The organism is Shinella kummerowiae, assembly GCF_009827055.1.
Lineage (GTDB): Bacteria > Pseudomonadota > Alphaproteobacteria > Rhizobiales > Rhizobiaceae > Shinella > Shinella kummerowiae.
Map to the genome: position 1 here is coordinate 381,611 of NZ_WUMK01000006.1, position 19,089 is coordinate 400,699.

Annotated in this window: 15 protein-coding genes; all 15 read right to left on the reverse strand. The window is 64.6% G+C overall.

Translation table 11 applies throughout. The annotated features are described in order from the left end of the window. Positions 1 to 6: 6 nt before the first annotated feature. Positions 7 to 843 (reverse strand): hypothetical protein, encoded by an 837-nt coding sequence (locus GR138_RS17945; RefSeq protein ID WP_246200547.1) that lies wholly within the window; start codon positions 841 to 843, stop codon positions 7 to 9. Between the two features lie 135 nt (positions 844 to 978). Further along, entirely contained in the window at positions 979 to 3,933 is a 2,955-nt protein-coding gene (locus tag GR138_RS17950) for a bifunctional [glutamine synthetase] adenylyltransferase/[glutamine synthetase]-adenylyl-L-tyrosine phosphorylase (protein WP_160860618.1), read from the reverse strand. A 32-nt stretch (positions 3,934 to 3,965) separates the two neighbouring features. Next, positions 3,966 to 5,387 carry an ATP-binding protein gene (locus tag GR138_RS17955; RefSeq protein WP_160860619.1) on the reverse strand — a complete coding sequence of 474 codons (1,422 nt, stop codon included), beginning with the start codon at positions 5,385 to 5,387 and terminating at the stop codon, positions 3,966 to 3,968. A 4-nt stretch (positions 5,388 to 5,391) separates the two neighbouring features. After that, positions 5,392 to 6,075, reverse strand: coding sequence for a response regulator transcription factor (locus tag GR138_RS17960; protein ID WP_160860620.1), 684 nt, complete (start codon positions 6,073 to 6,075; stop codon positions 5,392 to 5,394). 114 nt (positions 6,076 to 6,189) lie between these two features. Continuing rightward, positions 6,190 to 7,755, reverse strand: coding sequence for a Do family serine endopeptidase (locus GR138_RS17965; protein ID WP_160860621.1), 1,566 nt, complete (start codon positions 7,753 to 7,755; stop codon positions 6,190 to 6,192). Positions 7,756 to 7,888: 133 nt separating this feature from the next. Then, positions 7,889 to 8,347 carry a cytochrome c-type biogenesis protein gene (locus tag GR138_RS17970; RefSeq protein WP_160860622.1) on the reverse strand — a complete coding sequence of 153 codons (459 nt, stop codon included), beginning with the start codon at positions 8,345 to 8,347 and terminating at the stop codon, positions 7,889 to 7,891. Beyond that, positions 8,344 to 10,329 (reverse strand): heme lyase CcmF/NrfE family subunit, encoded by a 1,986-nt coding sequence (locus GR138_RS17975; protein ID WP_160860623.1) that lies wholly within the window; start codon positions 10,327 to 10,329, stop codon positions 8,344 to 8,346. The genes GR138_RS17970 and GR138_RS17975 overlap by 4 nt, the downstream gene beginning before the upstream one ends. Further along, positions 10,326 to 10,775: a cytochrome c maturation protein CcmE gene (gene ccmE, locus GR138_RS17980; RefSeq protein WP_160860624.1), complete on the reverse strand. Its 450-nt coding sequence runs from the start codon at positions 10,773 to 10,775 to the stop codon at positions 10,326 to 10,328. Before ccmE ends, GR138_RS17975 begins: the two co-directional genes overlap by 4 nt. Beyond that, positions 10,772 to 11,911: a c-type cytochrome biogenesis protein CcmI gene (gene ccmI / locus GR138_RS17985; protein ID WP_160860625.1), complete on the reverse strand. Its 1,140-nt coding sequence runs from the start codon at positions 11,909 to 11,911 to the stop codon at positions 10,772 to 10,774. The genes ccmE and ccmI overlap by 4 nt, the downstream gene beginning before the upstream one ends. A gap of 114 nt (positions 11,912 to 12,025) precedes the next feature. Further along, entirely contained in the window at positions 12,026 to 12,454 is a 429-nt protein-coding gene (locus GR138_RS17990) for a hypothetical protein (RefSeq protein WP_160860626.1), read from the reverse strand. 109 nt (positions 12,455 to 12,563) lie between these two features. Next, positions 12,564 to 13,982 carry an ATP-binding protein gene (locus GR138_RS17995; RefSeq protein WP_160860627.1) on the reverse strand — a complete coding sequence of 473 codons (1,419 nt, stop codon included), beginning with the start codon at positions 13,980 to 13,982 and terminating at the stop codon, positions 12,564 to 12,566. Further along, positions 13,972 to 14,643: a response regulator transcription factor gene (locus tag GR138_RS18000; RefSeq protein ID WP_160860628.1), complete on the reverse strand. Its 672-nt coding sequence runs from the start codon at positions 14,641 to 14,643 to the stop codon at positions 13,972 to 13,974. Before GR138_RS18000 ends, GR138_RS17995 begins: the two co-directional genes overlap by 11 nt. Positions 14,644 to 14,691: 48 nt before the next feature. Then, positions 14,692 to 14,943 carry a hypothetical protein gene (locus GR138_RS18005; protein WP_160860629.1) on the reverse strand — a complete coding sequence of 84 codons (252 nt, stop codon included), beginning with the start codon at positions 14,941 to 14,943 and terminating at the stop codon, positions 14,692 to 14,694. A gap of 81 nt (positions 14,944 to 15,024) precedes the next feature. After that, positions 15,025 to 15,234: a hypothetical protein gene (locus tag GR138_RS18010; protein ID WP_160860630.1), complete on the reverse strand. Its 210-nt coding sequence runs from the start codon at positions 15,232 to 15,234 to the stop codon at positions 15,025 to 15,027. Between the two features lie 15 nt (positions 15,235 to 15,249). Continuing rightward, entirely contained in the window at positions 15,250 to 19,086 is a 3,837-nt protein-coding gene (locus GR138_RS18015; protein WP_160860631.1) for a baseplate multidomain protein megatron, read from the reverse strand. Between the last annotated feature and the right edge of the window lie 3 nt (positions 19,087 to 19,089).

The window sequence follows — 19,089 nt, forward strand, 5'->3', positions numbered from 1 at the left end:
AATGGGCTATTGCCAGGGCCGAGAGGTCAGCCAGATCTCTCCTGTGTTCCCCGTCATGATGAGGCCTGCCAAATGATCGAGGCCCGGCTGTTTCGGCACACCCGACAGATCCGCGATCATCGCGTCGACGGCGCCTTCCTCGAGAAGATGCGCGACGTCGGCCTGCTCGGCCGCCTTGTCGTGCAGCACCAGGACGGTTCTCGTCACCGCCTTGGGATCGCTGGTGTCGCAGAGGAAGGGGATGATGGATTCGTGATGGCGCATCGGCAGGGTGAAGATATGCGCGCCCTGTATGCGAAGCACTTCGACGCAGTCGAAACGGTTGCCTGATCCGAGGACGCAGAAAACTGCAAGGTTGCGCGGCGGCTCTGACGTTACGACCCCGGTGGCGACGCGCAGGTCGGCCGCCAGTTGCTCGGAGGCCTGCGCCTCTTCCATCAATCGTTGATAGGACGTGTAGGGTAGTTCATTCCTGTTGTCGTGCAGGACGACCACCGGGCTGAATGCCAGCACGCGAACGGGCTTTTCTATCGCGCGGGCGAGCAGCATCGCATGATAGACCGCGCCATGCCCTCCCTTGCTGCCACCGATCGCGATGACCTGATCATAACCAGATACCAGATTTAATAGATGCGCAGATAAAATCTCGGCATCTCGTGTAAAGTATGTATCCGCAGTGTCCGCAATACTCAGCACATCTGCCGAGAATTTTATCGATTTGAAATGATGATTGGGCGAGTGAGAAAACAGAATGATCAGTACATTTTTATGATTTCGCCGAAATTCTATATCATAGCAGCTCAGAACGTGTCTTTCCGCGCCGTCTCGGGTCATTAGAATCATTAAAAACTAACCTCTAAACGAACTGTCTTGCTGCCTTCGTATAAAGCCTGTTCTTGAAGTGCAAGAGGCCCAATGCAAGGGAATTTGACGTCTTCAGGCAGCACGACGACCTCAGGGCGCACGACACCACGCCGATCACGGCTTTGCGACGAGGGCCTGGAATATCTTGCGCACCGCCTTGGACCGCTGCTTGATATCTGCCTCCAGCGTACGGAGATCGGGGCTGTCACCCGCCCGGCAGACGAGGTCGATGAGACCGGCCGGCGCCTCCTTCGGATCGAAGCTGCCATCGACGCAGAGGCGCACGATCTGCGAAATCTCCGTATAGAGCACCAGCGCGCGCTGCACGGTGTCGAGGTCGTTCGGGTCCATCATCGCCGCGCCGAGCACGGCGAGCGCCTCCCCTGTCGGCATCGCCCGCTCCGGCTGCGGCACGCCGCGTGCCGGGGCCATCAGCGCAAGGAACTGCGCGATGAACTCGATATCGATCAACCCGCCCGCAATGAGCTTCAGGTCCCAGATATCCTTCGGCGGCTTTTCCTGGTCGATCAGGTGCCGCATCTCCGCGACATCCTTGGCGATCTTTGCCGCCTCCCGCTTTCGGCCCAGCACCGCGCGGAAAATATCGCCGGCCTCCTGCACGAGGCTCTCGTCGCCGCACAGAACGCGGGCGCGCGTCAAGGCCATGTGCTCCCAGGTCCAGGCCTCTTCCGTCTGGTACTTGGCAAACGACGTGATGCGCGTCGCAACCGGCCCCTTGTTGCCGGAGGGGCGCAGGCGCATGTCCACCTCATAGAGCACGCCCTCCGCCGTCGGCGCCGAGAGTGCGGCGATCAGGCGCTGGGTGATGCGGGTAAAGTATTTCATGTTGTCGAGCGGCTTGGGACCGTCCGATTCAAAGGCGTCGCTGTCGTGGTCGTAGAGCAGAATCAGGTCGATGTCCGAGCCGGCGGTCAGCTCGAAGCTGCCGAGCTTGCCCATGCCGACCAGCACCACGCGCCCGCCCGGGAATTTTCCGTGCGCGGCCTCGATTTCCTCCAGCACGGCCTTGAGTGCTGCCGCGACGATCAGGTCGGCGACATGCGTCAAGGCGCGCGCCGCCTGCTTGCCGGTGATCGCACCGGTCAACAGGCGAATGCCAATCAAAAAGCGCTGTTCGGCTGCGATGATGCGCAGGCGATCGAGGATTTCCTCGTAATGCCGGGCGCCGGAGACGAACCCCTCGATGCGTTCGGAGAGGTAGGCCCGCGTCGGCAATTCTGCGAGCAGACCGGGATCCAGCATGCCATCGAAGACATGGGGTTTGGCCGCAATCACCTCGGCAAGGCGCGGCGCCGACGACATGATGTTGACGATGAGAGACAGCAGCGCCGGATTGTTGCCGAGCAACGAGAAGAGCTGGATGCCCGCCGGCAGGCCGGAAATGAAGCTGTCGAAGCGCAGCAGCGCCTCGTCCGCCCGTTTGCTCTCGCCGAAGACCCGCAGCAATTGCGGCGTCAGTTCCGTCAGCCGCTCGCGCGCTTCGACGGATTGTGTCGCGCGGTAGCGGCCGTAGTGCCAGGTGCGGATGGTGCGGGAAATGTCGGCGGGCCGCTCGAAGCCGAGACGCTTCAACGTATCCAGCGTGTCCGGGTCGTCCTTTTGGCCGGTGAAGACGAGGTTGCCGGTCTCGGAAGAGAGCTTCGCCTCCTGCTCGAACAGGGCTGCGTAGCGGCGCTCGACGGTCTTCAGCACGGAGACGAGTTTCGCGGAGAAAGCCGCCGTATCCTCGAAGCCCAGCATGAAGGCGATGCGCTTCAACTCGGCTTCGGTTTCCGGCAGCAGGTGGGTCTGTTCGTCGCGCACCATCTGGATGCGGTGCTCGACGTCCCGCAGGAACCAGTAGGCCTCGGTCAGTTCCTTGGCCGTGCCCTTGTCGATCCAGTTCGCCTTTGCAAGTTCATGCAGCATCGGCTCGGTGGCGCGCAGGCGCAGCGCCGGTACACGGCCACCGGCAATAAGCTGCTGCGTCTGGACGAAGAACTCGATCTCGCGGATGCCGCCGCGACCGAGCTTGACGTTGTGTCCCTTGACGGCGATCTCGCCGTGTCCCTTGTGCACATGGATCTGGCGCTTGATCGAATGGATGTCGGCAATCGCCGCATAGTCGAGATATTTGCGGAAGACGAAGGGTGTCAGGCCCTTGAGGAACGCCGCGCCGGCCGCGAGATCACCGGCGATCGGCTTGGCCTTGATGAAGGCGGCGCGCTCCCAGTTCTGCCCGCGGCTCTCATAGTAGAGCATGGCCGAATCGAACGAGATGGCGAGCGGCGTGGCGCCCGGATCGGGCCGCAGGCGCAGGTCCGTGCGGAAAACGTAGCCGTCCGCCGTGCGCTCCTGCATGATGCGGATCAGCCGGCGCACGAGGCGGGAAAACGTCTCGACCGCCTCCATCGGATCGACCGCGATATCCGCCATCGGATCGAAGAAGACGACGAGGTCGATGTCAGAGGAATAGTTGAGTTCGGCCGCACCGAGCTTGCCCATGCCGAGCACGATCAGGCCAGACTTTTCGCTGGGATGCGCAGGATCCGGCAGATTCAGCTTGCCGCTCTCATGCGCCGACAGGAGCAGGTAGTCGAAAGCCGCCGAGGTCGCCGCCTCGGCAAGATCGGTGAGAAGTGCGGTGGTTTTCCGTGCGTCAAAAATACGCGCAAGGTCGGCGAGCGCGGTGAGGAAGGCGACCTCGCGCTTGGCGATGCGCAGACGGGTCATCAGCACCGCCTCCGTCACCTCGCCGCCGTCCGCCCTCCAGGCGCTTCGGGCGCGGGCGATCGCATCCTCGATCATCGGCAGGATCGGCGCGTCCAGCGCGCGGGCGAGCAGGCCGGGATCGATGCGCGCGGTATCGCGCAGATAGGGCGAGAGCGAAAACGCCGCGACGATGAAATCCTTCAGGGGGTCGCTTCCGCCGAGCAATCTGGCAATGGCGGGGTGCTCCTTGCCCCAGTCCTTGAGGTCGGACATGACCGATTTGACTTCCGTCTGGCTCAGCGGCCGGATCGGAGAGGTCGAAAGATCGGAAAACCGCGTCGTTTCCGTCACGCTCATGATGCCTCCTCGCCTTTTGACGACGAGGTGTATCAGTCCGGACGGACGGGGAAAACCATTCTGACGGTCAGCCCCCGATTGTTTTCCCGCTCGGGATGCGTCGTATCCAGTTCCAGCCGGCCGTGATGCATTTCCATGACGGCGCCGACGAGCGACAGGCCAAGCCCGGTGCCGGGCTTGGAGCGGCTGGCATCGAGGCGCACGAAGCGTTTGACGACCTCGTCGCGCTTGTCGTCCGGCACGCCGGCCCCGCTATCGGCGACCGACAGGACGACATCGCCCTCCCGCCGCACGAGCGACACGCGGATCTCCGGATCATCGCTGCCCTCGGCATATTTGATCGCATTGTCGATGAGATTGCCAAGTGCCTGACCGACCAGTTCGCGGTTGCCCTTGATTTCGACCCCATCCGCGATCTCGGTCACGAGCTTGAGGCCGCAATCCTCTGCAACCGGTTCGTAGAGTTCGGCGCTGTCATGGGCGATGCCGCTGATATCGATCGCGCTCATCTCCGCCGGCGCCTGCCCTGCCTCGACGCGCGAGATCATCAGGAGGGCATTGAAGGTGCGGATAAGCTGATCGGATTCGCCGATCATCTCCTCCAGCGCGATGCGGTGGTCGGCCTTTTCATTGCCGGCAAGGGCTGCCTCCGCCTTGTTGCGCAGGCGCGTCAGCGGCGTCTTCAGGTCATGCGCGATGTTGTCGGAGACCTGCTTCAGGCCCTCGTTCAGCTTCTCGATGCGACCGAGCATCGTGTTCAGCGATTCGGAAAGCCGGTCGAACTCGTCACCCGAACCGCTCGTCGGCAGGCGTTGCGACAAATCGCCGGCCATGATGCGCTGGCTCGCGTCGGACATACGATCCATGCGCTTCAGGGCGTTGCGGCCGATCAGATACCAGATGGCGAGCGCACCGACGCCCATGACGCCGAGCGCCACCATCAGCGCCTGACGCACCAGCTTGCGAAAATTCTCCGGCTCGCCGAGGTCGCGGCCGACCAGCACGCGAAGGCCATTGGACAGGAACGTCACCTGCGCATAGGCCATCGGGCGGTTGCTGCCGCGCGCCTCCTCCTGGTAACGCTGATAGCGGAACGGTGTCTCCGTCCAGCCCTCGTTGTCCAGCACACCGGGCTGAATCGCCGCGACGTTGCCTGCCAGCACTTCACCGGTCGGGCTTGCGATGATGTAGAGATTGGCGCCCGGCTGGCGGGCACGCCGCTCGAGCGTGCGCAACAGGCCGTTCATGCCGTTATTGTCGAAGACGCGCTCGATCTGCTCGGTTTCCTGCGCCACGGCCTCGCGCATCTGCTGCTGCAGCAGGCCCTCCGACATGGAGGAAACGTAGAAGACGAGAAAGGCCGCGCAGACGGCGAAGAGCAGGAGATAGATCGCGGAGAGGCGCACCGCGGTGGTGCGGTAGAGGGCAGTCAGCCGGCCGAGCAGTCGCTGCATGGGATCAGCCCGCCGCCTCTTCCTTCATCATGTATCCGGCGCCGCGCACGGTGCGCAGCAGCGGCTGGTCGAAATCCTTCTCGATCTTCGAGCGCAGCCGCGAGACATGGACGTCGATGACGTTGGTCTGCGGGTCGAAATGATAGTCCCAGACGTTTTCCAGCAGCATGGTGCGCGTCACCACCTGGCCGGCATTCTTCATCAGATATTCGAGCAGGCGGAATTCCCGCGGCTGGAGCAGGATTTCCCGGCCGGCGCGCTTGACGGTGTGGGACAGCCGGTCGAGTTCGAGGTCGCCGACGCGGTAGACCATGTCCTGCTCCGGCGTGCCCTTGCGGCGGCCGAGCACTTCGACACGGGCCAAGAGCTCGCTGAAGGCATAGGGTTTCGGCAGGTAATCATCGCCGCCGGCACGCAGGCCCGTCACGCGGTCATCGACCTGGCCGAGGGCGGAGAGAATGAGCACGGGCGTATGGATGTTGCGGCGGCGCAATTCCGAAATCAGCGACAGCCCGTCGCGGCGCGGCAGCATGCGGTCGATGACCAGCACGTCGTAGCTGTTTTCCGTCGCGAGGAAGAGGCCGCTTTCGCCGTCGCTCGCATGGTCGAGCACGATGCCCGCCTCGCGAAAGGCCTTCGAGAGATAGGCGGCCGCCTCCAGATCGTCTTCCACAATCAATATCTTCATCGTACGGACCTTACAGCATGTTCGGCGGGCATTGGCTAGCAGCGCCGCCGGATATGGCAGCGCCGCGAAACCTTGCGATCTCGCGGCGCCGTGGGCAGGGAATGCCGGAGCCGATCAGCCCTGGTCGATCGGCAGCGCCAGGAAGCGGCTGCCGTCATTGGTCTCGATCTGGAACAGCGCCTTGGAGCGGCCGTCCTTACGGGCGTTGTTGATGACCTTCACCACGTCGTCGGCAGACTTCACAGCCTGGTTGTTGACCGATGTGATGCGATCGCCTTCCTTGAGACCACGGTCGCTGGCGTCGGAGTCCGGGTCGACCGAGGAGACCGTCAAGCCTTCGTCGCCGGGCGTGACCGAGATGCCGAGATCGGCGAGCGCCTGCTCGCTGGCCGGGGCTTCCGGTTCGGCTTCATCGGCACCCGTCGCAGCCTGGATCTGCTCGCCGGCAAGCGTACCGATTTCGACCGGGACGGTCTGAGACTTGCCATCACGCCAGACCGACAGGTCGACCTTCTTGCCGGGCGCGATGTCGGCAACGCGGCGGGCGAGGTCACGCGGGTCCTTGATCGGCTCGCCGTCAAGCGCCGTGATCACGTCACCCTTCTTGATACCGGCCTTGGCGCCGGGCGAGTCGGCTTGCGGCTCAACAACGAGGGCACCGGCGGCGTCCGCAAGGCCAAGCGAGTCGGCGATGTCGCGGCTTACCGGCTGAATCTGCACGCCAAGCCAGCCGCGATCGACCTTGCCGTCCTTCATCAGGTCGGCGACGACGCCCTTGGCGACGGAGGCCGGGATTGCAAACGCGATACCGACATTGCCGCCCGACGGCGAGAAGATCGCGGTGTTGATGCCGACGACCTGGCCATTGAGGTTGAAGGTCGGGCCGCCGGAATTGCCGCGGTTCACGGCAGCATCCACCTGGAGATAGTCGTCATAGGGACCGGAGCCGATGTCGCGGCCGCGGGCCGAGATGATGCCGGCCGTCACCGTGCCGCCAAGACCGAACGGGTTGCCGACAGCGACCACCCAGTCACCGACGCGGATCTGGCTGTCATCGGCGAAGTTCACATAGGTGAACTTGCGCTTGTCCTTTTCCTCGACCTTCAGCACCGCGAGGTCCGTGCGGCTGTCCTTGCCGACGAGCGTGGCGTTGAGTTCGGTGCCGTCATTCATGACGACCGTGAAGGCCGAGCCATCGTTGACGACGTGATTGTTGGTGACGATATAGCCGTCTTCCGAGATGAAGAAGCCGGAGCCCTGCGAGGTCGGGCGCAGATGCGGCTTGCGGTCGGGGCCACGACGGTCGCCAAACTGACGGCCGCGATCGCGGTCGCCACGGAACTGATCGGGACCGCCGAATTCACGGAAGAAACGCTTCAGCGGATGATCATCGGGAAGCTCATCAAGACTACGGCCGCCGAAGTTGAAGGAGAAATTGCTCTCGTCACTGGCCGGCTTGATATCGGACTGGACACGGACGGAAACGACGGCCGGGGAAACGGCCGAGACAACGTCGGCGAAGCTCGCAACCTGCGGCGCCTGGACGGAGACGGCTTCGGCAAAACTTTCGCTGACGCGGGCGGGAATGCCGGTCGCCAGCATAACGGCCGCAAGTCCGGCGACGGTCGTCGTCTTCAGTACGGTCTTGAGGCCCGGACGGAATGCGGAAATCTTGGACATTCTTTGCACCTTTTCTCTCATTCATGGCTGCGCTCGGCAGCCGATGGAAGAAGAGATAGGCCTGCACACATTACGGCGCACTATCCGCCGCATGAATTTTTCGTAATGTTGGAAAATTTCGGGGGAAGCGGGTCTATTCGCGCGTCAGCACGCGCTCCAATTCGGCCTTTTCAGCCTCGGAGAGTGGCGTTCCCGTCGGTTTTCCACCACGCCTGCGCACGAAGAGCACCATGGCCGTGGCACCGGCCAGGAACAGCACGATCGGCGCACCCCACAACAGCAGCGTTTCACCACGCAGGCGCGGATTGAGCAGCACGAATTCCCCGTAACGCGAGACGACATAGGCGATCACCGCCTCGTCGCTGTCGCCATTCTTCAAGCGCTCACGCACGAGAAGACGCAGGTCACGCGCCAGTTCGGCATTCGAATCGTCGATCGACTGGTTCTGGCAGACCATGCAGCGAAGCTGGGAAGAGAGTGTCCGCGCGCGCGCCTCCAGCGCGGGATCGGCCAACACCTCATCCGGATTGACGGCCAGCGCAGGAAAGGCCGTCAGCACAAAGGCAAAAGCCAGAATGAGGCGGCGCATCATTCGGCCGCCTCCAGCACAGGCTTCACCTTGCGCGCCTTCTGCGGCGCCCCGACGCGCAGGCGCCGGTCGAAGAGAGAAACCACGCCGCCCGCCATCATGATCAACGCGCCGATCCAGATACAGAGGATCATCGGCTTCCACCAGACGCGCACGACGATGCCGCCGTCGGCCATCGCGTCACCGAGCGAGACATAGAGCTGGCTGAAACCGAAGGTGCGAATGCCGGCCTCGGTCGTCGGCATGCGGCGCGCGGTATACATCCGCTTGGACGACCAGATGTCCGTCACCGTCACCCCGCCACGCGCCACCGTGAAGTGGCCCGACTCCTCCGAATAGTTCGGCCCCTGCCCGCGGCGCATGCCATCGAAGGTGAGCGTATACCCGCCCGCCTCCACCTGCATGCCGGGCTTCATTTCCACCACATGCTCGGTCTCGAAGGCCGTCACCGCAATGACGCCGATGACGGTCACGCCGACGCCGATATGCGCCAGCGCCGTGCCGAAAGCCGAGCCCGGCAGGCCGATGAAACGGCGGAAGGCGACATTGCCCGCCACTTTGCCGATGCCCGCGCGTAGCGACAGGTCGGTGATCGATCCGGCGATCATGTAAAAGCCGATGGCGATACCGAAATAGGCGAGCACCGGCCCGCCGCTCTGCGCATAGATGACCGCCGCCGCCGCGACGAGAGCAACGCCGACCGCCGCAAACAGCCGCTGTCCGGCGGCGAACACGTCGCCGCGCTTCCAGGCAAGCAGCGGCCCGAACGGCACCGCAAGCAGCAGCGGCAGCATCAGAAGACCGAAGGTCAGGTTGAAGAAGGGAGGACCGACGGAAATCTTCTCGCCGGTCAGCGCTTCCAGCACCAGCGGATAGAGCGTGCCGGTCAGCACCGTCGCGGCCGCCGTGGTGAGGATCAGATTGTTGAGAACGAGCGCACCTTCACGCGAGATCGGCGCGAACAGGCCGCCGGCCTTCAGCGTCGCCGCCCGGAAGGCGAAGAGCGACAGCGCGCCGCCGATGAAGATGACGAGAATGGCGAGGATGAAAACACCGCGCGTCGGATCGGTGGCGAAGGCATGCACCGAAGTGAGCACGCCGGAGCGCACGAGGAACGTGCCGAGCAGCGACATGGAAAAGGTGAGGATCGCCAGCAGCACCGTCCAGATCTTCAGCGCCTCGCGCTTTTCCATGACGAGCGCGGAATGCAGGAGCGCCGTACCGGCAAGCCAGGGAATGAAGGAGGCGTTCTCCACCGGATCCCAGAACCACCAGCCGCCCCAACCGAGTTCGTAATAGGCCCAGTAGGACCCCATGGCGATGCCGGCGGTCAGGAAGCTCCAGGCAGCAAGCGCCCACGGCCGCACCCAGCGCGCCCAGGCCGCATCGATCCGCCCATCGATGAGGGCAGCGATGGCAAAGGAGAAACAGACGGAGAAGCCGACATAACCGAGATAAAGCAGCGGCGGATGTATCGCGAGGCCGATATCCTGCAGCACCGGGTTGAGATCCTTGCCCTCGGCGGGTGCGGGCGAAAGGCGCAGGAACGGGTTCGAGGTCAGCAGGATGAAAAGCCCGAAGGCCGTCGAGATGAGCCCCTGCACCGCCAGCACATTGGCGCGCAGCCGCTCCGGCAGATTGGCGCCGAAGGTCGCGACGAGTGCACTGAAGAACACCAGGATAAGGAGCCAGAGCAGCATCGAGCCCTCATGGTTCCCCCACACGCCGGAGATCTTGTAGATCATCGGCTTCAGCGAATGCGAATTCTCCCAGACATTGGCGACGGAAAAGTCGGAGACCACATAGGCGAAGGTCAGCACCGAGAAGGAAAAAAGCACCAGCAGGAAACCGGCAAGGGCGGCCGCGGGCGCCACCGCCATCAGCGAGCGGTCGTTGCGGATCGTGCCGACCAGCGGCAGGATCGATTGCACAATCACCGTCGCAAGCGCGAGAACCAGAGCATAGTGTCCAAGCTCGATGATCATTTGATCGTTTCCTTGCCGGAGAGTTCGACGCCCTGCGCCTTCAGGCGGTCTGCCACGTCCTTGGGCATGTAGGTCTCGTCGTGCTTGGCAAGCACCGTATCGGCAACGAACAGCCCGCCTGTGCCGAAAGCCCCTTCCGCCACGACGCCCTGCCCTTCGCGGAAAAGGTCCGGAAGAATGCCGGTATAGGTCACTGGCACCGTCGCGAGCGTATCCGTCACCGTAAAGGTGATCGTCGACCCTTCGCCGCGCTTGAGCGTGCCGTTTTCGACAAGGCCGCCGAGGCGGATGCGCGTGCCCGGCGGCACATTGGCTTTGGCGATATCGCCCGGCACATAGAAATAGGCGATCGACTGGCTGAAGGCGAACATGACCAGCAGCACCGCTGCCACGAGGAAAGCGACGCCGCCGCCGATCACTGCCAGACGTTTTTGTTTGCGTGTCATTGTCCGCTGCCCTCAGCCGAAATCGATAGGTCCCGGGCCAGTGCCAGAAGCTCTTTGCCGTTCTCGCTGTCCGCCGGGAAGGTCTTCAGCGCCGTCTGTAGCGCGGCCTCGGCCTTCGGCCTTTGATCCAGCACAACATAGGAACGGATGATACGCATCCATCCTTCGAAATTGTTCGGGTCGTCCTGCAGTTTCGCCGACAGGCTTTCCACCATGCCGGCGATCATCTGCTGGCGATCCCCCGTCGACATATCCTGGGCCGCCACCACATCGTCCGCCGTCGGGTTGCCGAGCTGGCCTGCGGTCTCGCTGCCCTGCCCTTCGGCGAGCGTCGCAATGTGCCGGTTGACGAGCGGCAGCCAGGGCGCACCGGCCGGCGCTTCCCTGGCGATCACCTCGAAGGCGGCGCGTGCTTCCGCCCGCTTGCCGTCCTGCTCCAGCGCCAGCGCCAGGTAATATTTCGCGCGCGGATTGTCGGCCTTGAGCGTCAGCGACTGTTCGAGCTGCTTGCGCGCCTCGGCCGTGACAATGCCGCTCGACAGCGCAATCAGCGTTTCCGCATGGCCATCCAGGCGCTCCGTGCTCGGCCCCAGCAGGCGGATCGCTTGTGAAAAGGCGTTCGCCGAATCCTCCATCCGGCCACTGCGGTAATAGATAGGCGCCAGGAGATCCCAACCCGCCCCGTCGTCCGGGTTGCGCGCGAGATGGTTTTCCGCCCGGGCGATCAGGATGCTGATGTCGTTGCCGGGATTCGCAAGGCGCTCTGCGAGCGGCTGGGCCGGAAGATCCGGCCGGCCGGTCGCCAAGTAAAGACAGAGGCCGACAGCCGGCATGAGGAGGATGACGAAAGCCTGCGCCAAGCGGTTGCGACGCTCCGCCGGGTCCGCCTTGCCCTTTGTCTCGTCCTTCTTTGCGGCGATCAGCCGGCGCGCGACTTCGGCGCGGGCAAGCTCCGCTTCGCTGGCGCCGATCAGGCCCGTCGCCTCGTCCCGCTTCAATTCCTCGAGCTGGTCGCGATAGACCTCGACATCATGGCTGGCATCGCCCGCCGCCGCCACGGGACGTCGCAGGAGAGGAAGAAGCAGGACGGCGGCAACGGCGGCCGTCAGGATGGCGACAAGAATCCAGAAAAGCATGACAATCAATTACTGGAACGTCGGGACGTTTCCAATTCCCAACGGAACAATGACGCAAAATTGAGGCGTTTCGCCGCAACGGCCAAACGATCATGCACCAGGAAGCGATCGGCTCTAGGACAGCGGCGCCCAGGCCCCGTCCGCGTTGCGGCAGGCAGCACCCCGCGTCGCCGTCTCGCGACCGTCCACGGTCAGCGTATGACTGTATTGCCGGCAGTTCTGCGAACCGACCTGATAGGGTGCCGCCGCAACGACCGAGCCGCTGATGCCGCTACCCTGCCAGACGACCGGCTGGCCGCCCGGTGCGGCTTCGAGCGCACGATATTCGGCCTCCAGTGCCCGCTGCATATCGGCTCTAGAGAGCTGGCCTGCCGTGTTGCGGCTGACAAGCCCGCCCTGCAATGCGGTGATATAGACGCCCGCGCCAGCCGGTACGGTGCCACCACCAACCGGCTCCTTGCCGCCTGATGTGGTCGTGCATCCCGATACCGTCGCTGTTGCCAGAAGGAGGGGAAAAAAGGCGCCGCGCAAACCCGTCTTCATCCGGTGGAACCGTCTCTCTTCACGCATGGGGCGGCGAACCGCCCGGCAAATCGTCCATCCCGCGATCCTCATATTCGCGAGCCCCTCCCTTGTTGCATTGTCCGCCGCCTCAGGCAACATCCTTTGTGACCGCCGGCAAAACCAGCCGCGCCAGCAGGCCGCCGCCTGAACCCCGGGAAAGCCCGAAGGTTCCCTGGTATTCCGAGGCGATCTCGCTGACGATGGACAAGCCGAGCCCGGTGCCCGGCTTGCTTTCGTCGAGCCGCTTGCCGCGCTTCATCGCCTCGCGGATCTGGTCCGGTTCAAGGCCCGGACCGTCATCCTCGACCTCGATGACGATCCAGCTTTTGCGCGCGTCATCGCTGCCGCGAATCTCGACCGGCGCGACGAAGGCGCGAATGACGACCTTGGTGCGGGCGTACCGCGCGGCATTTTCCAAAAGGTTGCCGACGGTCTCCTCGACATCCTGCTGCTCCATCGCCAGCACCAGGCCGGGCGGATCGACGGAAAGCGGAAAGTGCGTGTCGGCGTTGAGGCGGCGCATCACGCGGACCAGCCGCTCCAGCACCTGTTGCGCCTCGGTGCGGGCGAGGACGGATTCACGCTGCGCGGCGATGCGGGCGCGGTTGAGGTAGGATTGCACCTGGCTCTGCATCGCTTCCGCCTGCGTGCGCACCAGGTCGCCATGCGGGGCTTCCAGCACCCGCGATTCGTTGAGCAGCACCGCGATCGGCGTCTTCAGCGAATGCGCGAGATTGCCGACCTGCATTCGCGCCCGCTCGACGATGCGCCGGTTGCTGTCGATCAGCGCATTCACCTCGCTTGCCAAGGGCAGGATTTCCCTTGGAAAATCGCCATCGAGCTGCTCGCTCTCCCCGGCCCTGATCTTTTCCAGCGCCTTGCGCGCCCGGTCGAGCGGCCGAAGACCGATCAGGATCGCCGCCGCGTTGAGTAGCAGGCTGCCGAAACCGAAACCGGCAAGCGCGAGATAGAGGCTGCCGGAAAAATCATCGATATCCGCTTCCAGCACGTCGCGGTTGCCCACGACCCGGAAGCGCGCCGTGCGCCCCTCGTCGTCGAGCACCACTTCCGTCTCGCCGACCTCCACCTCGTTGCCGAAGGAATCGATGGTCGTGTAGAATCGTTCGTAGCGCGTGTCGAAGGGAATGGTATCCGTGTCGGCAATCGGTATGCTGCCCGTCCCGAGCGATGACGAGGTCAGCGTCTCGCTCGCTAGCGCCCCGCCGATCGGCTCGACGATCCAGTACCAGCCGGATTGCGGCTGGAAGAAGCGGAGGTCGCCAAGCTGCGGCGCGCCGGAAAGCCGCGTATCCTCGCCTGTCGAAACCGAATTGATGACGTTGTAGAGCTGGGCGCGCAAAAGGTCGCGAAAACTTTTCTCCGCGCTCTGGCGATAGAGCGTCGAAATGACCACGGCGATCACGATAAGAGCGACCGCCGCCCAAAGCGAGGCGAGAAGAAGAACGCGAAAGGTAAGCGAGCGGGAACGTCTGGCGTTATTTGCCATTGGCCGGGGCTTGCATCCGGTAGCCGAGGCCACGCACGGTCTCGATCAGGTCGACGCCGATCTTTTTGCGCAGACGCCCGACGAACACCTCGATCGTGTTGGAATCGCGATCGAAATCCTGATCGTACATGTGTTCGACCAGCTCGGTGCGCGATACCACCTCGCCCATATGGTGCATCAGGTAGGACAGCAGCCGGTATTCGTGCGAGGTGAGCTTCAGCGTCTCGCCGTTGACGGTCGCCTTCGATCCCTTGGTATCGAGCCGCACCGGCCCGCACACGATATCGGGGCTCGCATGGCCGGCGGCGCGGCGGATCAGCGCCCGGATGCGGGCGAGCACTTCCTCGACATGAAAAGGTTTTGCCACATAGTCGTCGGCGCCGGCATCGATGCCCGCCACCTTGTCGCTCCAGCGGTCGCGAGCGGTGAGAATGAGGACCGGCATCGTCTTGCCGTCGGCGCGCCATTTTTCGAGCGCGGTGATGCCGTCCATCTCCGGCAGGCCGATGTCCAGGATGATGGCGTCATAGGGCTCGGTATCGCCGAGATAGTGGCCTTCCTCGCCATCGAAGGCCTGGTCCACCACATAGCCCGCTTCCTTCAAGGCCTCGCTGAGCTGCCGGCTCAGATTGACGTCGTCCTCGACCACCAGGATGCGCATTCGCCCTCTTTCTGCTTCTTTCTTCCCACCGCAAACGACCCGGCAGTGCTACATCGGCACGCGTACCGTCACCTTGCGCGGCCGGGCATTGCCCTTGCCGGGCACCAGCACGGTCACCACGCAGGTATCGCCTTTCGGCTGCGCCGAAAGCAGTTCGCCACCGGTATCGGCCACCACCTGCGCCGCCGCGCTGCTGCAGTCGCCTGCAACCTGCACGACATTCCTGCTGGTGCCCGTCTCGACGGGACCCGGCAGGATCAGGCTGGCCGCAAGTGCGGTTATGAGAAGTGGCGAGGCCATGAACATACTTTCAGGTGCGGATCATTCTGATGCAAGCAATAAACGATCCACGCTGAATGGCAAATGAATGGCCGTCCATGTTTACCCCACCCTCTGGCGTGCCAAAATCCGCCCGTAGAGCGCCAGCATACCGCCGATCGTGCCGATGGCCGCGACGATCAGATCGGCAAGCTCCCCCTCGTCGCCCGCCGCCACATCGACACCAGCCGCATTGGCAAGCGAGGCGAGAATCGCGATCAGCGCGCCCCAGACGGTGCGCGACTGGTACCAGGCCTTCAGGTCGTCGTTCATCGATTTTCCTCTCATTCAAAGGGTGATCGTCGCGCGCGCGGGCAGACCGAACGGCACCGCCCGGCCAAGCTGGCGCACACGAATGGAGATCGTCGTCTGCGGCGCGCCGAAATCGGCAAGCTCCGATGTCGTGGAATAGGTGAAGGCGGACGCGGTCGTATTCACGCTCCGCAGCACCGTCTCGCCCACCAGGATGTCAAGGCGATAGGCCTCCGACGGTTCATCGAGCGGGATATCGGCCGCCGCCCAATTGTCCGAATCGAATCGGCCGCGCCGAACCCAGGAAAACCGCACCGCGCCATCCGTCCCGCGTTTCCCGCGAAGATGCACCGGCGAAAACGGCGTCAGTGCCCGCTCGCCGCCGGCAAAGGCAAACGGCCCCTCTTTTCCTTGCCCCGCCCCGACAGGCTCGACGATCCAGTTGGAAAGCCGGCCCATCTCCTCCACATCCAGACCGAGCGGCCGGACGGCATCGTCGAGCAAAACCACCTGCGCCCCGGCCGCATGACCGGCCATCATGGCGTCGTCCGTACCGTTCAGCGCCCGCAACAGGCCGGTCAGCCGCCAGCGCTCCGGCGCAATCTCGCTCGCCCCGGTAAAGCCGACGATCTCCCACGCCCCGTTCCCGCCCTTGATAGCAAGACGGTTGGTGCCGTTCAGCACCGCAAGCGTCGATATCGAGGCGAGCCCGCCGGACATCATGTCGAGCAAGACCGTCCTGCCCGGATCGAATCGGCCGATAATGCCGGGGGCAAGCGGCTCGACCAGCCAGCCGATGCGTGCCGGCCGCTCGAGCCGTACGCGGGCGCGAAACCCTTCGCTCGTCAGCGAATTCGAGGCGATCATGGCGCGCCACGGCCGCGCGTAGGCGGCGATACGGGCAAAATCCACTGCATCGCCAGCCCCATAGATCGGCAGGTCGAGCAACGCGATTTCCGGCGAGAAGGCATCGGCCGCGCCGGCACCGCGTGCCAGATTGCGCCGGCCGTCCGGCAGCACCGGTGCGGGATTTTCCCCCGCCGCAATCGCCCGCGCCTCCACCTCGCGCACCAGCCCGTCGGTGATGCCGGTGATCAGGAACCGCCCCTCGGGACCACCGGCCAGCCGCACGACGTCACCCGGTGTCACCCCAAGCGCCGTCGGCGGCAGGCGGAACGTCAATCGCTGCCGCCCCGCACGCTGGTCGCGCAGGGCCGTTTCGACGCTAGTTGCAGCAGCCCCCGGATGCAGCACCGCCGGAAGTGCCAGCCGCAACGCCCGGTCATTGCCGCCGCCCATACGGCGCGAGCGGGCCGCGACACGCACATAGCCGCCCGCATCGTCGAAATGGTCGAGAATCGCCTCGCCGGCAAAGTCGCTGGCATGTCCGCGGCTCTCCTCGAACAGGGCCTCGTCCGGGCGCTCCGCAAGCACGTCGATCTCGACCGGCGGCAATGCCGATCTCTGCCGTGAACGGAAGACGAGCTTGCCATCCGCCTCCAGCGCATCGATCTGAAAGGCCTCCATCAGCGGCTCGATCAGGGTGCGCGCCGAGGTCTGCTCCGCCTGCACGAAACCCGGCAGATCGCCGGCGACGCCCGAAACGTCGAAATCCGAAAATCCGTGATCCTTCAGGATGGCGGAAATGACATCCGCGGTCGTTCCGGCTCCGAGCCGCGCATTGAGCCAGTGCCCGCGCTGCCAGTTGAGACCGTCCGACCAGAGTGCGGTGTCCTCCGGAAAGGCCGGATAGGGCCGCGCATCCCAGGTCCACAGGAAGATATGGTCGGCATCGACCATGCCCTCTTCCGGCCCGCTTCCCTGCCACCAGCCGTGATGTGCATCGAGAAAACGCCGCTGCACCGCGTCGTTGCGCGCGCCGCCAGAATGGTAGGGCAGCGCGTTCTCCGAACTTTTGGGATCGACGAAGACATTCGGCTGGTTCGGCCCCTTGTCGATGGCCGGGCAGCCGAGTTCGGTGAACCAGATCGGCTTGGAACGCGGCACCCACGCGGTATGCGTCGGAAGTTCCGCACCGCCGACACCGCGCTCGTAATGATGGTTGCCCCACCAGCTTTCCAGGTCCTTGTAGCGGAAGACCCAGGGTTTCCCCGCCATGCCGTCGGTGATCGGCGCGCGGATCCGCGTACGACGCGCCGCCATGTCGGCATAATACCAGTCAAAACCCTCGCCTCGCGCAATCGTGCCGCGCATCGCCGCGGCATCCTCCGAATGCCGGAAGCCATCCGGATTGCCGCTGAGTGTATCTCCGTCCTGCCAGTCGGAAAGCGGCATGTAATTGTCGATGCCGATCGCGTCGATCGCCGGGGAGGCCCAGAGCGGATCGAGATGAAAGCGCACCTCGCTGCTGCCCGCCGGCTGATAGCCGAAATACTCCGTCCAGTCCGCCGCATAGGTGAGCTTCGTCGTCGGCCCGAGGATCGCCCGGACATCCGCCGCCAGCGTCGTCAGCGCCTCGACGAAGGGAAACTGTCCCGCTCCGTCGCGCAGCCAGGTCAGACCGCGCAGCTCCGATCCGACGATAAAGCCGTCGACGCCGCCGGCCGCCTGCGCCAGCAGCGCATAGTGCAGGATCAGCCGGCGAAACCCTTCGTCCCCCGCCGGCCCGTTGACCGTCTCGCCGGAAATGGAAAAATCCCCCGCATCCGCGCTCCCGACAAAGGCCTCGACCTGCGTGCGCGCCGCGCTGGTGCCGTTTGTCGATGGCGGGTGGCAGGTGATGCGCCCGCGCCAGGGATAGTGCGCCTGCCGGGTTCCGCCATAGGGATCCGGAAGCGCATTGTCCGCCGGCACATCCATCATCAGGAACGGATAGAGATAGACCTTGAGGCCGCGCGCCTTCAGGTCCTTGATCGCCGCGACGACGCTCGCATCGGACGGCGTGCCACCATAGGCCGGCCCGCCACCGCTCCGGCTGACCAGCGTGGCGCTGCCGCGAGTCAGACCGGAAACGCGCCACGGCCGGCTTTCGGCCTCGCGCGCCGCGATCTCGACGCCCGGCACGATCCGGCAGTGACCGGCGCGAAGGTCCGTACCGAACCAGGAGACCACCAGCCCCACCCGCTCCAGGTTCGGGCACAGCGCCTGCAATTCGTCGATCGAGGCCTCCCAGTCGGTCGCCGCGGTCAGCGTGTTGCGGTTGATGTTGCGCCCCTTGCCGGCGCCGAGCTTTTCCGTGACCAGTCGCGGGTCGTAGCCATGCTCGCTCGAGCCGGGAATGAGCGTGACCGCACGCACCTTGCCCTCCAGCGAGCCGACCGGCTTCAACACCTCGAACTGCATAACGGGCACGCGATTGCCGAACGTATCGAGCGGCAGGCGTTCGAAGACCGCGTAGGCAAGCCCGCGATAGGCCGGCACATTGCCCGCCCCCTGCTTCGCCTCGATCAGCGGATCGGGCAGTTGCGTGGCGGTCCCGCGATGCAGACGCATCTCGATCGACGTGAGGTCAAGTTCCCGGCCGTCCGCCCAGACCCGACGAATGCCGGCGATCGGCCCCTCGCAAATGCCCACCGCGAAGTTCGCGAAATACCGAAACGTCTCCACCCGCGGCCCGCTCGCCTTGCCGCCGGCCCGCTCGACCGTCACCTCCTCCTCGAAGCGTGTCGCCCAGATCAGCGTGCCGCCGACGCGCGCCGTGCCGTAGACGCGGCTCACCGCCGTGCCCTCCTCCGCGCCCGGCACGCGCCCGTCGTTCAGCCGCGCGCCGGAAATCGTGGTGCCGCCGTTGATCAGCGCGCGGTCGACCATCGAGCCGGCCAGCGCGCCCGCCGCCCGCCCGAGAATGGCGCCGAACGGGCCGAAGACGCTGCCGAGCGCGGCGCCAGCCGCCTGGAAAAGAAGGGTCGCCATGGC